17 protein-coding genes are annotated in these 15,175 nt (G+C 61.5%); 8 read left to right on the forward strand and 9 right to left on the reverse strand.

Features of this window, described 5'->3' with window-relative positions:
* Nucleotides 1-18: 18 nt before the first annotated feature.
* From K3557_RS17020 to K3557_RS17045, 6 genes are all read left to right on the forward strand, one after another.
* Nucleotides 19-648: an SH3 domain-containing protein gene (locus tag K3557_RS17020; RefSeq protein ID WP_259995195.1), complete on the forward strand. Its 630-nt coding sequence runs from the start codon at nucleotides 19-21 to the stop codon at nucleotides 646-648.
* A gap of 35 nt (nucleotides 649-683) precedes the next feature.
* Complete coding sequence (locus K3557_RS17025) at nucleotides 684-1,514, forward strand: SDR family NAD(P)-dependent oxidoreductase (RefSeq protein ID WP_259995197.1); 831 nt, start codon at nucleotides 684-686, stop codon at nucleotides 1,512-1,514.
* A gap of 75 nt (nucleotides 1,515-1,589) precedes the next feature.
* Nucleotides 1,590-1,793: a twin transmembrane helix small protein gene (locus K3557_RS17030; protein WP_259989268.1), complete on the forward strand. Its 204-nt coding sequence runs from the start codon at nucleotides 1,590-1,592 to the stop codon at nucleotides 1,791-1,793.
* Between the two features lie 6 nt (nucleotides 1,794-1,799).
* Nucleotides 1,800-2,372 (forward strand): cob(I)yrinic acid a,c-diamide adenosyltransferase, encoded by a 573-nt coding sequence (locus K3557_RS17035; RefSeq protein ID WP_259989266.1) that lies wholly within the window; start codon nucleotides 1,800-1,802, stop codon nucleotides 2,370-2,372.
* A 285-nt stretch (nucleotides 2,373-2,657) separates the two neighbouring features.
* On the forward strand, nucleotides 2,658-3,416 hold the full coding sequence (locus K3557_RS17040; protein WP_129369351.1) for an electron transfer flavoprotein subunit beta/FixA family protein: 759 nt from the start codon (nucleotides 2,658-2,660) through the stop codon (nucleotides 3,414-3,416).
* Nucleotides 3,416-4,345, forward strand: coding sequence for an electron transfer flavoprotein subunit alpha/FixB family protein (locus tag K3557_RS17045; protein ID WP_259995199.1), 930 nt, complete (start codon nucleotides 3,416-3,418; stop codon nucleotides 4,343-4,345). Before K3557_RS17040 ends, K3557_RS17045 begins: the two co-directional genes overlap by 1 nt.
* A gap of 77 nt (nucleotides 4,346-4,422) precedes the next feature.
* Here the strand turns inward: K3557_RS17045 and K3557_RS17050 are convergent, their stop codons facing one another.
* Complete coding sequence (locus tag K3557_RS17050) at nucleotides 4,423-5,244, reverse strand: DUF6473 family protein (RefSeq protein ID WP_259995201.1); 822 nt, start codon at nucleotides 5,242-5,244, stop codon at nucleotides 4,423-4,425.
* A gap of 153 nt (nucleotides 5,245-5,397) precedes the next feature.
* On the opposite strand from K3557_RS17050, the gene K3557_RS17055 reads away from it, so the two are divergent.
* Nucleotides 5,398-6,273, forward strand: a complete 876-nt coding sequence (locus K3557_RS17055) for a 3-hydroxybutyryl-CoA dehydrogenase (RefSeq protein WP_259995203.1) — start codon at nucleotides 5,398-5,400, stop codon at nucleotides 6,271-6,273.
* A gap of 71 nt (nucleotides 6,274-6,344) precedes the next feature.
* On the opposite strand, the gene K3557_RS17060 is transcribed toward K3557_RS17055, so the two are convergent.
* From K3557_RS17060 to K3557_RS17090, 7 genes are read right to left on the reverse strand one after another with little or no spacing between them, the layout of a single operon-like run.
* Nucleotides 6,345-7,238 carry a lysophospholipid acyltransferase family protein gene (locus tag K3557_RS17060; protein WP_259989256.1) on the reverse strand — a complete coding sequence of 298 codons (894 nt, stop codon included), beginning with the start codon at nucleotides 7,236-7,238 and terminating at the stop codon, nucleotides 6,345-6,347.
* Nucleotides 7,239-7,270: 32 nt separating this feature from the next.
* A complete protein-coding gene (locus K3557_RS17065; RefSeq protein WP_237455838.1) occupies nucleotides 7,271-7,540 on the reverse strand; it encodes an HPr family phosphocarrier protein in 270 nt (89 codons plus the stop codon).
* Entirely contained in the window at nucleotides 7,541-7,948 is a 408-nt protein-coding gene (locus K3557_RS17070; protein ID WP_027257311.1) for a PTS sugar transporter subunit IIA, read from the reverse strand. It abuts the gene before it with no gap.
* Between the two features lie 9 nt (nucleotides 7,949-7,957).
* Entirely contained in the window at nucleotides 7,958-8,836 is an 879-nt protein-coding gene (gene rapZ, locus K3557_RS17075; protein WP_259995204.1) for an RNase adapter RapZ, read from the reverse strand.
* On the reverse strand, nucleotides 8,829-9,266 hold the full coding sequence (locus tag K3557_RS17080) for an HPr kinase/phosphorylase (protein WP_259995205.1): 438 nt from the start codon (nucleotides 9,264-9,266) through the stop codon (nucleotides 8,829-8,831). The genes rapZ and K3557_RS17080 overlap by 8 nt, the downstream gene beginning before the upstream one ends.
* 2 nt (nucleotides 9,267-9,268) lie before the next feature.
* Entirely contained in the window at nucleotides 9,269-10,984 is a 1,716-nt protein-coding gene (locus tag K3557_RS17085) for a sensor histidine kinase (protein ID WP_259995206.1), read from the reverse strand.
* A gap of 52 nt (nucleotides 10,985-11,036) precedes the next feature.
* Complete coding sequence (locus K3557_RS17090) at nucleotides 11,037-11,741, reverse strand: response regulator transcription factor (protein WP_129369341.1); 705 nt, start codon at nucleotides 11,739-11,741, stop codon at nucleotides 11,037-11,039.
* A gap of 342 nt (nucleotides 11,742-12,083) precedes the next feature.
* Between K3557_RS17090 and K3557_RS17095 the strand changes: the two genes are divergently transcribed.
* Nucleotides 12,084-13,682, forward strand: a complete 1,599-nt coding sequence (locus K3557_RS17095) for a phosphoenolpyruvate carboxykinase (protein WP_259989247.1) — start codon at nucleotides 12,084-12,086, stop codon at nucleotides 13,680-13,682.
* 68 nt (nucleotides 13,683-13,750) lie between these two features.
* Here the strand turns inward: K3557_RS17095 and dgt are convergent, their stop codons facing one another.
* Nucleotides 13,751-15,112: a dGTP triphosphohydrolase gene (dgt, locus tag K3557_RS17100; RefSeq protein ID WP_259995207.1), complete on the reverse strand. Its 1,362-nt coding sequence runs from the start codon at nucleotides 15,110-15,112 to the stop codon at nucleotides 13,751-13,753.
* Nucleotides 15,113-15,175: the final 63 nt, after the last annotated feature.

Genomic DNA, 15,175 nt, shown 5'->3' on the forward strand with positions numbered 1-15,175 from the left:
GTCTGGGGGGACCGGGTTATGTCGCGATTTGTTATGGTATCTTTCGCCTTTCTTGGCTGGGGCTTTTACGAGTTGAGCGGAGGCGCGGAATTTGAGCCGCCGAAACGGCCCGCTGCAGCGGCAGAGACTGAAACCGCGGGCCAACCGGCCGAACGGTCAAGACTCTCCGCGGCCTCAATCGCGGCCCAGCCAGTTCTCACTCAGCGGGCACAGGTCCAGAGAACACCCCGCCCGGCAGCGGATCCGGCGTTGCGCCAGCGCGTGGCAGCGGGGCATCTGGCCAGCGCATCCGGTGTGCTTGCCTCTACACAATCCGCCTTTTCAGGCGAGCCGGCACCCGGTGGCTTGCAGCTGGCATCGCTTGACGGCGGCCTGGCAGCCATCACCGCGGCCCCCGCTGCTACCGCCGCAGAACTGATCCCGCAGCCTGCAGAAGATTCGTTTTTGGACCGCCGCAGCATCCGTGCCTCGCGCGTGAATATGCGCCAGGGGCCGGGCACATCTTATCCGGTCATCACCCGCCTTCTGGGCGGCGAGGAGGTCATCGTGATTGAGGATAGCGGCACCGGCTGGCTGCATCTCCGCGTCCCGGACAAAGGTCATACCGGCTGGATTGCGGCTTCCCTGGTAAGCAAGAAACGCCCATAACTGCTGCGGAGCATTCCGCGGCAAGAGGCGTTCACATGAAGAAAACCATTCTGATTACCGGCTGCTCCTCAGGGATCGGCCTGGATGCGGCGCGCGGTATGCGGGAACGCGGCTGGCGGGTGTTTGCCTCCTGCCGCCAGCAGCGCGACTGCGACCGGATGCGCGCCGAGGGGTTTGAAAGCCCGCGCATCGATTACACCGATCCTGCCAGCATCGGAACAGGCCTGGCCGAAGTGCTGGCGGCCACGGGTGGCACTTTGGATGCGCTGTTCAACAATGGCGCCCACGGGCTGCCCGGCGCAGTGGAGGATTTGCCGACCGACGCGCTGCGCACAATTTTCGAAGCCAATTTCTTCGGCTGGCACGAGCTGACCCGGCAAGTGATTCCGGTGATGCGCAAGCAGGGGCACGGGCGGATCGTGCAGAATTCCTCGATCCTCGGCTTTGTCACCTTTCCCTGGCGCGGCGCCTATGTGGCAACAAAATATGCGCTGGAAGGACTGACCGACACGCTGCGGGTGGAACTGCGGGGCACCGGGATCCATATGGTGCTTATTGAGCCGGGACCGGTGACGTCGAAAATCCGGGAAAAATCAATCCCGCATTTTGAGCGGTTCATCGACTGGCAGGCGTCGCCCCTGCGCGACCTTTACGAATCGCGCCTGCTGAAGCGGCTTTACGAGAGTAATGGACCGGACCGGTTCGAACTGCCGGCCTCAGCCGTCACCGCCAAACTGGCACACGCCTGCGAATCCCGCCGTCCGCGCGAACGCTATTACGTCACCACCCCCACCCATATCGCCGGATTTCTGCGCCGGATCCTCAGCACAAGGGCAATTGACCGCATCCTGGTGAAGCTCGGATAGCGGATTCGCAGTCGCCAACGGCCCTGACGCAGGATAGAGGAAGACAACAGAATTGATGCGCCTTTGGGGGACAAGATGAGCGATCCGCTGTATTATCTGGGACTGGCAGCCGTTGCCGCCGTGGTTGTGGCCCTGGTCGTCGGCATCGGCGGCTTTGGCAAGGGCGGCGAGTTCAACCGCAAGAACGCAAACAAGATGATGCGGCTGCGTATCCTGTTTCAGTTCATTGCAGTAGTGATCCTGCTGGCCTACGTCTATCTGCGCAGCAAGGGAGGATAACCGGCAATGGTCGTTTTGAACAAGATTTACACCCGCACCGGCGACAAGGGTGAGACCGCCCTGGGCAATGGCGTGCGCGTCGCCAAGCATTCGGCGCGGGTCAATGCCTATGGCACCTCGGATGAGCTGAATTCTTTTGTTGGCGTCGCGCGGCTGGAGGCAGACGGCGATATGGATGCAGCGCTGGCGCGGATCCAGAACGATCTGTTCGACCTGGGCGCCGATCTGTGCCGGCCGGAAATGGCGAAAGACGCCGACGCCGAATACCCGCCGCTGCGGGTGGCCGTGGCGCAGGTTGAACGGCTGGAAGCTGAAATCGACGTGATGAACAAGGATCTGGAAGCGCTGCGCAGCTTCATCCTGCCGGGGGGCTCGAAACTGGCCGCGCATCTGCACGTCTGCCGCACCGTGGCGCGCCGTGCCGAACGGCTGGCCACGGATCTAAGCACCGGTGAGGACGTGAACCCGGCAGCCGTGAAATACCTGAACCGGCTGTCGGATTGGTTCTTTGTCGCCGCCCGCGTGGCGAACAACGGCGGCAAGGACGACGTTTTGTGGGTTCCTGGCGCCAACCGCTGATTCCCCTGCCTCCGGCTTGATTCGCAATTTCATGCCGGTTTTCGGCCGATCCCGCGGGCAACGCGTCATTTGCATGCCCGCGGCAGCGCTGCTCCGGCAGGCGAATTTCCCTGTGGAAACATTCTTGCAAAAATGATGTTCCAAATGCGCAAACGCGACGTCGGCGTGCGCTAACGTGACGATTTTGCCCTGTTGCAGACGCACACCAGCCGGTATCAACGCAGCGAGAGCATGGAGGGGAGTCGCCCAAAGGCGGCTTGCCGTTTGTTAAGGAGAGAACGCAAAATGAAGGTACTTGTGCCTGTCAAGCGCGTGATTGATTACAACGTGAAGGTCCGCGTCAAAGCGGACGGCAGCGGTGTCGATCTCGCCAACGTGAAGATGTCGATGAACCCCTTCGACGAAATTGCCGTCGAAGAAGCCATCCGTCTGAAAGAAGCCGGCAAGGCCGACGAGGTGATTGCGGTTTCGATCGGCGTGAAGCAGGCCCAGGAAACCCTGCGCACCGCGCTGGCGATGGGCGCTGACCGCGCCATCCTGGTGGTTGCAGCCGACGACGTGCACACCGACATTGAGCCGCTGGCCGTTGCCAAGATCCTGGCCAAAGTGGTCGAGGAAGAGCAGCCCGGCGTCGTGCTCTGCGGCAAGCAGGCAATCGACAACGACATGAACGCAACCGGCCAGATGCTGTCGGCGCTGCTGGGCTGGTCCCAGGGCACCTTTGCCTCTGAACTGGACATCGAAGGCGACAACGCCAAGGTGACCCGGGAGGTCGACGGCGGCCTGCAGACCATTTCCGTGAAGATGCCCGCCATCATCACCGTGGACCTGCGCCTGAACGAGCCGCGCTATGCGTCGCTGCCGAACATCATGAAGGCGAAGAAAAAGCCGCTGGCCGAGAAAACCGCCGCCGACTACGGCGTCGACGTCACGCCGCGCCTGGAAATCGTCAAGACCGAAGAGCCGGAGGCCCGCGCCGCAGGCATCATCGTCGGTTCCGTCGACGAGCTGGTTGAGAAACTCAAAGAAGCGGGGGCTGTGTAATGGCTGTTCTTCTCCTTGCTGAAGTGACCGACGGCGCGCTGGCGCTGGACGCAACCGCAAAAGCCGTGGCCGCTGCCGCATCGCTGGGCGACGTGACCGTTCTGGCCGCTGGCGCCTCTGCTGCTGCGGCCGGCGAAGAAGCTGCCAAGATCGCAGGCGTTGCCAAGGTTCTGGTTGCCGAGGACGCATCGCTGGGTCACCGCCTGGCGGAGCCGACCGCGGCGCTGATCGCAGGCCTGGCCTCTGATTTTGAGCACATCGTGGCCCCCGCCACCACCGACGCCAAGAACGTTCTGCCGCGCGTTGCGGCACTGCTGGACGTGATGGTGATCTCGGACGTTTCCGGCATTGTCGACGGCGACACCTTCGAGCGCCCGATCTATGCCGGCAACGCGATCCAGACCGTGAAGTCGAAAGACGCCAAGAAGGTCGTCTCGATCCGCACCGCGTCCTTTGATGCAGCCGGTGACGGCGGCTCGGCTTCGGTTGAGAGCATCTCGGCTGCTGCGAACCCGGGCCTGTCCGAGTGGGTTGAAGACAAGGTTGCCGCAAGCGACCGTCCCGAGCTGACCTCGGCCGGTATCGTTGTTTCCGGCGGCCGCGGCGTTGGCTCCGAGGAAGACTTCAAACTGATCGAAACCCTGGCCGACAAGCTGGGTGCCGCTGTTGGCGCATCCCGCGCCGCGGTTGATTCGGGCTATGCCCCGAACGACTGGCAGGTCGGTCAGACCGGCAAGGTTGTTGCACCGGACCTGTATGTCGCCATCGGCATCTCCGGCGCGATCCAGCACCTGGCCGGCATGAAAGACTCCAAGGTCATTGTGGCGATCAACAAGGACGAAGAAGCACCGATCTTCCAGGTTGCTGATTTCGGCCTGGTTGCCGACCTGTTCGAAGCCGTCCCGGCCCTGACCGCAAAACTGGGCTAAGCCCGGTCCGACAGCTGATCAATCAGGAAAGGCCCGCCATCCGGCGGGCCTTTTTGCTTCCGCCACTGGCGCTGTTCCTATTTCCGGACCAGCGGCGACAGGCGATCTGCCAGCGCATCGGCAATCCGCAGATGTTCCTTCGGGCCAATCATGTGGCGGGCGGCGGGCAATTCCATCTGGCCGAAGATCATGCCGGCGATATCCTGCGCCACTGCCGCCGAAGCAGCTCTGAACTCCAGCACTCCCTGAACCTTGGGGCGCAAGGCATCGGCCATAGCACGGTCTACCAGAACCGGTTCTTCCGGAAATCCGGTTTCGGCATCCAGCTCATAGCGGAGCCATAGCAGCAGAACACGGCCATCAAGTGCCTCGACCAAATCACTCATCCGCTCGATCCAGCTGCGTTGCAGCTGTTCCTGCACTTGCGCAAACCGCTGGCAGGAGATTTCACGCAGGGTGCACAGCAGATGCTTGTTGAAATGAAATTCGGTAAAATCCACTTCGGGATAAAGCGCCTTGAGGGCCGCGTGGGCCTGCAGGAACCGGTCGTTGCGGCGCGGATGCACCCGGTAATAGGGGTTTGAGATGTTCTGCGCCCCCAGCATCTGCACCACAGATACATCCGCCTGCCTGGCGATGCCGATCAGCGAGTCATCCTGCACAAAACTGTCCAGCCCGGCGTTCACGCTGCCCAGATTGATGCAATCCATCCCAAGCCGGGTTTGCAGGGAGTCGACAAAGGGAAATTCAACGAATCGCCCGTAAACTTCGGTTCCACCAAGAAAGGCAACATAGGGATCGTCCAGGGACCGCTGCGGGCCCCGGACCAGCAGCCTGGAACGCCCGTATCTGCAAGGTTCCCCCGAAAGCGCCCCCGCGCTTTTGAGTTCATAGCTCATTTCACCACCAATTTTTCACCCGAGACTCACCTTGCCGCGCAAGCATTGCAATTTCCCTAAAGTGAGAATTTGCCTCAAATCAGCCCCAGCCGCCCTTGTGCCTGCCCTTCGCCCGCCAGTAAGGTTGCCGCAGATATTTCGGGAGCCTGAGGCATGGAAATTCAGAAGGTTGGAGTGATCGGCGCCGGGCAGATGGGCAATGGCATTGCCCATGTTCTGGCGCTTGCCGGGTACGAGGTCGTGCTGAATGATGTCAGCCAGCCTGCGCTGGACAGTGCCCTGAGCCTTATTCTCAAGAACATGGAGCGCCAGGCAAGCAAGGGAAAGATCTCGGAGGCAGACGTAAAGGCTGCATTGGCCCGCGTTACGCCCTCACTGAAGCTTGCGGATGTCGGCGCAACCGATCTGGTCATCGAAGCGGCCACCGAACGGGAAACTGTCAAACAGGCGATCTTTGATGATCTGCTGCCGCATCTGCTCCCGCACACGATCCTGACCTCCAACACCTCGTCAATCTCGATCACCCGGCTGGCCAGCCGCACCGACCGGCCGGAACGTTTTATGGGTTTCCACTTCATGAACCCGGTGCCGGTGATGCAGCTGGTCGAGCTGATCCGCGGAATTGCCACGGATGAGCCGACATTCACGGCCTGCCAGGAGGTCGTGGCACGATTGGGCAAGACCTCTGCCAGCGCCGAGGACTTCCCGGCCTTCATCGTCAACCGGATCCTGATGCCGATGATCAACGAGGCGGTCTATACCCTGTATGAGGGCGTTGGTTCAGTCAAATCGATCGACGAATCGATGAAACTTGGCGCCAACCACCCAATGGGCCCGCTGGAGCTGGCGGATTTCATCGGCCTGGACACCTGCCTTGCCATCATGAACGTGCTGCATGACGGGCTGGCGGACACCAAATACCGTCCCTGCCCGCTGCTGACCAAATATGTCGAGGCCGGCTGGCTGGGCCGCAAGACCCAGCGCGGCTTTTATGACTATCGCGGCGAGGTGCCGGTGCCGACCCGGTAACAGGCACCATAAATCAAAAAGAAGCGCCCCACGGGGCGCTTTTGTGTTTCCGGCCCGGTGATGAGGCAGGCTTAGCCTTGTTTGCCGAGGCTCAGGGTATGTTCGCGCAGCCAGGCCATGAAACCGCGCGGATCGCTTTGCAGCTGTTCCATCTGCGCGTCCGTCAGCGGTTCACCCACAACAGGCGCCTGCGGCTTGTTGCAGGAGCGTACGATTTCACGCAACAGCAGCCCCTGACGCAGAATCGGGGAAATCCGGCTCGCGATCTGGTACCAGCGGGAATTGTGGCCCGGGAAGTAGATCGGCACCACCCGGGCACCAGAGCGGCGGATCAGCTGTGCGGTGAAGACATTCCATTCACGTTCAACCGCGGGGCCGAACCAGCTGTCGGAGGACATCACCACGCCGGACGGGAACAACGCCACTGCGCCGCCATCCTTGAGGAAGGTCATGGTTTTTGCCCGCATGTCGACCATCTTGCGCTGCGCTTCAGGGTCATGCGGGAAGGGCACCGGGATCATGAAGGAAGTTGCAGCCTCGTCCAGCCCTGTCAGCACTGAGCGGGTCAGGATCCGGTAATCCAGGCGGCGGCGGCCGATGAGGTCGGCAAAAATCATGCCATCGACCATCCCATGCGGATGGTTGGCGACGATCACCACAGGCCCGTCCTTGGGAATGTTGTTGATCTGCTGTTCCGGTGTCTGCAGTTCAATGCCCATGATATTGAGAGCCCCGCGCCAGAACTTCTGGCCGCGGTATTCTGCATTCTGTTTTTCGAACTTGCTGACCATACGTAAAATGGTCAACTTGCCGGTGAGCCATTCGATGGTCTTGATCGCCAGCGAGGTCCAGCGGTCGTCAAAGGAATTGGCATAGGTCAGCGTGCGGCGGTCATAGACCTCGCCCGTCTGATCAGCGGTTTCCGGCGCGACGCCGGTATTCCTGTCGTGTGCGGTATCCGCCAAAGTGTTTTTCCCGTTCCGCTGCCGGCGCGGGCCTAGTAGCCCTCGCCGAACTTGCCGGCCACCAGGGCCTCCAGCGCATGCGCCAGCGCATCAGCATCGGGCCCCGAAGTCTCGACGTCAATAGTCGTTCCTTTCGAGGCTGCCAACATCAAAAGACCCATTATGCTGTCACCAGAGGCAGACAGGCCGTCCCTGATAACTTCTGCCGTGGCGTCAAACCCTTCTACAACCTCTACCAGCTTGGCCGAGGCGCGGGCGTGAAGCCCCTTTTCATTGATGATTTCCAGCGTCTTCAGAGCCATTTAGTGTGCCTGCTCCCCGTCAGGGTTTACGTTTTGCGCGTTGATATACTTGCGCCCGGCCTCCATTGCCTGCCGGACCGCATCGGCAACCGGCAAGTGGCGGGATTTCGCCAGTTTGATCAGCATCGGCAAATTGGCCCCGTACAGAATACGGCGATCCGCCGGGGCGCATGCCTTCAGGCTGAGGTTGGAAGGCGAGCCGCCGAACAGGTCGGTGACCACAACGACCCCGTCGCCGGTGTCCACTTCATTCGCAGCCGAGCAAATCTCATCCTGCTTGCGGTCCCTGTCGTCTTCGGGACCGATGCCAATGGCCATCAGGCAGGGCTGCGGGCCCACAACGTGTTCCACAGCGGCAAGGTATTCCCTTGCCAGCTCGCCATGCGCTACGATCACAATCCCGATCAACCCGGCCTCTCACTTCTTTTGCTGGCCTTGCAGCTCGCGGTGTCTAATTGACACTTGCAGGCCGTCTTCCGCAAGGGCCTTGGCCAGGGTTTCCGCCATCGTTACCGATCTGTGCTGCCCGCCGGTGCAGCCGAAGGCGATTGAAAAATGCGACTTCCCCTCTTCCCGGTAAGCCGGCAGCAGCAGACGGGTGAGGTCCAGCACCCGGGAAAAGAAAGGGGTGAACCTGCCGTCGGCCCGCACAAAGTCCTGCACAGCCTGGTCAAGACCGTTGCATCGCCGTAATCCGGGCTGCCAATAAGGGTTGGCCAGAAAGCGGCAATCAAACACCATGTCAATACCGTGCGGCATGCCGCGTTTGTAAGAGAAGCTTTGCACCGACAGCGCCAGCGCGCGGCCTTCAGGCGCAAACCAGCGTTCGATCTCTGCCTTCAACTGGTGCACATTCATATCCGAAGTTTCCAGCAGGATATCAGCACGGTCACGGATCGGCGCCATCAGATCCAGCTCGCGGCGCACGCCTTCGCCCGGAGATTCCGCGGGTGCCAGCGGATGGCGGCGGCGGGTCTCGGAATAGCGCCGCAGCAAAACGTCAGCTTTCGAATCAAGGTAGAGCACCGTCAGCTCTACCTCGCGGCGGCCGGACAGCATGTCGATCACATCCAGCAGCGCCCGCGGAGAGAAATCCCGGTTGCGGCTGTCCAGCCCCAATGCCATCGGCCGCGGAGCCGCAGCTGCATCAATCAGCCCCGGCAGCAGCCGCAGCGGCAGGTTGTCGATCGCCTCAAAGCCAAGATCTTCAAGCACGTTGATCGCCGTGGTCCTCCCCGCCCCTGAGGGACCGGTGACCAGCACCGCCGGGACCGCCTTTTGCTCTGCTTCATGCATCGGGATCCAAAGCTCCGCATCTGAGATACTGCATCAGCGCCGGAGCAAAATGCGCACCGTCAACGCGCTTGACCCGAAGCACCTCCTGCCCCAGCAACTGCGTGCTGTGCCGGATCGGCAGGCGCTCGGTTTCAGCCTCATCCAGATCCACCAGCGCCGCAACCGGCACAGGGCTGCGGATCTGCGCGTGCAGCAGCCCCATAAACCGCGCCTCGATCAGTCCGCGGATCGGCTCTGGCGCGCTGGCCACAACCTGCCCGTCCAAGAGTTGCAGCAACACCCGGTCGTCCGCCACCAGCTGCGCGCCAAAAGCCATCAACTGCAGCGCCAGTGCGGATTTTCCCTGCCCGGAGGTGCCGGTGATCAAAAGCCCCCGCCCCTCCAGCGCGACGCAGGAGGCATGCAGGACAAGGCTTTCTGTATCAGACATGGCTACACCGGAAGACCAACTACAAACCGCGCGCCCAAGGGTTCGGAGGTGACATCGGCTTCTGTCGGGCGGATGTTTTCGGCCCAGATCACGCCGCCATGCGCCTCGACAATCTGCTTCGAGATCGCCAGACCAAGCCCTGAGTTGTTGCCGAAATGCTCTACCGGGCGCTGCGAGTAAAAGCGTTTGAAAATCTTCGACAGCGCCTGATCCGGGATGCCCGGACCGGTATCCTCAACCACAATCAGCACCCGGTTTGCACGGCGCCGGGCCCAGACCCGGATGGCGTCACCCTCTTCGCAGAACGAGATCGCATTGGTGATCAGATTGACAAAGACCTGCGCCAACCGTGCCTCAAGGCCCTGCAATTGAATGGGCTGGGCCGGCAGGTCGGTGATGTAGTCGATCCCCTTGGTGCGGGCGTCTTCCCCCAAGTACTGGTTGAGGTTGCCCAGCATGACCAGCAGATCGAAGTCTTCTTCTTCCTCCTTGACCAGCTCGGCATCCAGGCGCGACGCGTTGGAAATGTCGCTGACCAGCCGGTCCAGACGGCGAACATCGTGTTCAATCACATCCATCAGCTTCTCGCGCTGGTCATCACGGTGAACCATGCGCAACGTGCCGACCGCCGACTGCAGGCTGGCCAGGGGGTTTTTGATTTCATGCGCCACGTCGGCTGCAAACTGTTCGTTGCTGTCGATCCGGGAGTACAGCGCCTTGACCATCCCGCGCAGAGCCCGGCTGAGACGGCCGATTTCATCCGGCCGGGCAGACAGATCCGGAATCCGGATCCGTCCCGGGTTAGACTTGCGGCTCCCGCGCTCGCGGCCAAGTTCGGCAGCTTCGGCGAGATCGGCAAGCGGGTTGGCGATGGTCGAGGCCAGCACCAAGCTTAACCCGACCGAGACCAGCAGGGCGACGACAAACATCTGCAGCACGCGCTCCTGCTCGCCGCGCACCAAAGCGTCCACCTCGCCGGTGGGGGACGTCAGCGCGATAACGCCGACTGCCCTGCCGTTATGCATGATCGGCGTCGCCGCAGAGATCACCCGCCCGCCAGTGGTGTCCACCACAGTTTCAATGCCGGTGCCTCCGTTCATCGCCCGGTCGACCAAACCGCCCAGCCGTTCCTCTAAGGACGGACCCAGCGCGGCGGAACCAGCAGCCGCCGCCTCGCCGCCATCAGCCATACCCCAAATGGCCGACAGCGCATCGCTGATCAGCGTGCGGCTTCGGCCACTGTCATTCAACACGTTCAGGGCATCGCTGCGGTCAACGCCCTTGATACTGGAAATCAGATTGCCGGTGGTGTCGAACACAAAGGCTTCGACGCCGCCGCGCAGGCTGAGCCGCGCCAGGGTGTCTTCGACCTGGATGCCGTCACCTGCAGCGAAGCTGACCGCGCCTGCGGCCGGCATTTCGGCCTCAAAGACATCCGCCGCCAGCATGGCTTCGGAGACCAGAGTGCCCGCCCGCTGCTGCACCAGGCTTTGACGCGAGGAATTCAGGTACAGGATCCCGGTGACCAGAATGATCAATGCGATCAGGTTGAAAGTGATGATCTTCCGGGTCAGCGGCGAGCCTTTGAGCGACAAAAGCCCCCGGCGCGCGCGCTTGACCTGCATCTCCCGCGTGACCGATTGCTCGGGGGTGACCCAGTCTTCCCCTAGAACAACATCGCCGTCCTGCTGGCGTTGCGTAATGCTGGTATCGCGCATGCGCGCCCACTCCTTCGGCCCCGGGGCAAACAGCCCCGCTTAAACGTGCCGCTTATTCTTCGTTATAACGGTAACCGATTCCATAAAGCGTTTCGATTGCCGCAAAATCCGTGTCTGCCGTGCGCATTTTCTTGCGCAAGCGCTTGATGTGGCTGTCAATGGTCCGGTCGTCCACATAGACCTGATCATCATAGGCCACATCCATCAGCTGGTCCCGGCTTTTGACAAAACCCGGCCGCTGGGCCAGCGCCTGCAGCAACAGGAATTCGGTCACAGTCAGCGACACATCATTGCCCTTCCAGCTGACCGCATGGCGCAGCGGGTCCATCCGCAGATTGCCGCGTTCCATCACCTTGGTTTCGGGCGAGGCGGTTCCAGCGGCGTCGCTGTTGATCGCCTCCTGGCGGCGCAGCAGCGACCGGATCCGTTCGACCAGAAGGCGCTGCGAGAACGGCTTCTTTACATAATCGTCAGCGCCCATGCGCAGGCCCAGGACCTCGTCGATCTCATCATCCTTGGAGGTGAGGAAGATCACCGGCATCTGGGATTTCTGCCGCAGCCGCTGCAACAGGTCCATGCCGTCCATCCGCGGCATTTTGATATCCAGCACGGCCATGTCCGGCAGCTTCTTGTTGAATGCGTCCAGCGCCGCCTGGCCGTCGTTGTAGGTTTCCACCTCAAAGCCTTCGGCCTCAAGCGTCATGGAAACGGATGTCAGGATGTTCCTGTCATCATCTACCAATGCAATTTTTGACATCGGAATTGCCCCTAATCTGCTCTGTTCTGTGTTGTTTTTTAGCACTTTCATCGCCGTTATGGTGCCCCGAATCAATCCCATTTAAAGAATCAGGGCGATCTTAGGTCTCAATTGGGGCAAAAATACCTTAGCGTCTGCTGAACAAGCAGGCACTGGCGCAGGCTTAAACTGATGGTTGCGCTAAACATCGCCTTGGTGGCGCTAACTCGGGGGAACCGGCCTGTTCACCGCCCGAAACGCCGTGTTAAGACCCCGCCACCGGCAGGCTTGCCGTGTTCTATTGCCCCATTGGCGCAGCCCCGCAGCCTGCGTGCAGCCGCGCCGCCACAGGAGAAAAAACGTATGACATCTGGACGGGTTAACCCGCAATTCCGCCTCGAGGATCAGGGCATCGAGGGTCTGGGCAATGTCTTCTACAACTTCATGGAGCCCGCGCTGATCGAAGCCGCGCTGAAGCGCAGCGAAGGCACGCTGGGCAATGGCGGCGCCTTCCTTGTGACCACCGGAAAATTCACCGGCCGCTCGCCCAAAGATAAACACGTCGTCAAGTCGGACAGCGTCCGAGACACCATCTGGTGGGACAACAATGCAGCGATGAGCCCGGAAGGCTTTGACGCGCTTTACACCGACATGCTGGAGCATATGAAGGGCAAGGACTATTACGTCCAGGATCTGGTCGGCGGTGCTGACCCGGCCCATGCCATCAATGTCCGCATGGTGACCGAACTGGCCTGGCACAACCTGTTCATCCGCACCATGCTGCGCCGTCCGGACCGCGAAGACCTGGATGACTTCATCGCAGACTTCACGGTCATCAACTGCCCTAGCTTCCAGGCCGACCCCAAGAAGCATGATTGCCGCTCTGAGACCGTCATTGCGATGAACTTCGACCGCAAGATGATCCTGATCGGCGGCACTGAATACGCAGGCGAGAACAAGAAATCCGTCTTCACTCTGCTGAACTACCTGCTGCCGGACAAAGGCATCATGCCGATGCACTGCTCGGCCAATCACGCCAAGGGCAACCCGGTCGACACCGCCGTGTTCTTCGGCCTGTCGGGCACCGGCAAGACCACCCTGTCCGCCGACCCGGACCGGGTCCTGATCGGCGATGACGAACATGGCTGGGCCGACAACGGCACCTTCAACTTTGAAGGCGGCTGCTATGCCAAGACCATCAACCTGAATGCCGAGGCAGAGCCGGAGATCTATGCCACCACCTCCAAGTTCGGCACCGTGATCGAGAACATGGTGTTTGATCCGGAGACCAAGGAGCTGGATTTCAACGACGACAGCCTGACCGCCAACATGCGCTGTGCCTATCCGCTGCATTACATCTCCAATGCCTCGGACAGCGCCCGCGGCGGCCACCCGAAGAACATCATTATGCTGACCTGCGATGCCTTCGGCGTTCTGCCTCCGATCTCGCGGCTGACCCCGGCGCAGGCGATGTACCACTTCCTGTCGGGCTTCACCTCTAAGGTGGCCGGCACCGAGCGCGGCGTGACCGAACCGGAACCGACCTTCTCGACCTGTTTCGGCGCCCCCTTCATGCCGCGCCGCCCGGAAGTTTACGGCAACCTGCTGCGCGAAAAGATCGCCCAGCACGGCGCGACCTGCTGGCTGGTGAACACCGGCTGGACCGGTGGCGCTTATGGCACCGGCAGCCGGATGCCGATCAAGGCAACCCGCGCCCTGCTGACCGCAGCGCTGGACGGTTCGCTGGCCAATGTCGAATTCCGCAAGGATGCCAACTTTGGCTTCGACGTGCCGGTCGACGTGCCGGGCGTTCCTGAAATGCTGCTGGACCCGCGCCGCACCTGGGACGACAAAGGTGCATATGACGCGCAGGCGGCCAAGCTGGTGCAGATGTTCTCCGACAACTTTGAGCAGTACCTGCCGTTCATTGACGAGGACGTGAAAGCCGCCGCGATCGGCTGAGCCATTTGCTCCACAAATAGAAAACCCGGCCAATGGCCGGGTTTTTTCGTTTCAGATGACTGAGCAGATCAAATATTCAAACTGCCTGTAACCATGTCCCGGACCTTGACCGCGTAACGGTCGGTCATGCCGGAAACGAAGTCGGCAAGCGAGTGCATCGCCGTGTAGGGGTCTTCCACGCCGCGCAAATCCAAATCCACGGCGCGGATCAGCTGCTTCCAATGAGTGTGCTTTTCGCCCAGCTGATCCTGATCCCAATCACAAGCAGCGAGATCTGCATAAAGCCCGTGAAACTGGTCGAGAAGACGATGCAGCACCTGGCGGCCTGCCACTTCCAGTTCGGTTTTGCGGCGCGCGGCAAAGATCCGCTCCACCGACAATCGCTGCAGCTCGGCGAACGCGTCTGCCTTGGCGGAAGCGCCAATCAGATCGCCGTCGAATTCGCCGCTCATGATGGCGTCATAATTGTCCATGAACGCCTGCACTGCCGCGCTGGTGGCTGCGCCGATTGACAAGGCGCGCAGCAAGGCGACCCGGTCATTCAGCGGCATGGCCGCGTCTTCCTCACGGTTGCGCTTGCCGGTGATATCCTCGAGCACCGCGGCCACGTCGGCGCGGTCCAGGTCGCCGACCGCGCCTGCGTCCTCGATATCCATGATCCGGTAGCAGATGTCATCCGCGGCCTCGACCAGGAAGGCGAGCGGATGGCGGCGGTACCAACCTGTGTCTTCGCGGATCATGCCGGTGGCCGTGCAGATTTCGTCAAGCAGTGCAGTGTCAGAGGCAAAAACACCGAATTTCTTGAGGCCCGCATAGGGCGCCGCGCCGTCGCCGCAGGCCGCGTCCCGCACCTGGCGGGTGCAGGGGTACTTCAAAAAGGCACCCAGCGTTGCATAGCTGAGCCGCATGCCGCCCTCGCGCCGGGCCATTTCCAGCCGCCCGGCGATGCGCAAGCCCTGGGCGTTGCCCTCGAAGTGCGCGAATTCGGCCTGCCGGTCCGCAGGCACCTGTGCTGCCAGCCCCTGTTTCGCGCGGAACTGCACGGCGAACCAGCCGCCGATGCTGTCCTCGCCGGAATGGCCAAAGGGCGGATTGCCGATGTCATGCAGCAGGCAGGCGGCCTGCACGTGGCCGGCTATGCGCAGAACCTGATCCGGAGTGATGCGATCTGCTGCCAGCAGCGCCTGACCGACGCCGGAACCCAAAGAACGCCCGACGCTGCAGGTCTCCATGCTGTGAATCATCCGGTGATGCACATGGTCGTGGCTGTAGAGCGGATGCACCTGGGTCTTCTGCGCCAGACGGCGGAAGGGTTCGGAGAACAGAATGCGGTCATAGTCCTGCAAATAGGCCTCGCGCCCCGGCGCTTCAGGGTAATCCGGCCGGCACAGCCGCCCCGGATTCAGCAGCCTGTTCCACTCCATCGCCATATGCCTGCTCCTTTGCCTGTTTGAACGCGGTTAAACGGGAGGCCGGGCGGAAATGCAATCGCT

Source organism: Leisingera sp. M523, assembly GCF_025141335.1.
In the GTDB taxonomy this organism is placed as follows: Bacteria; Pseudomonadota; Alphaproteobacteria; order Rhodobacterales; family Rhodobacteraceae; genus Leisingera.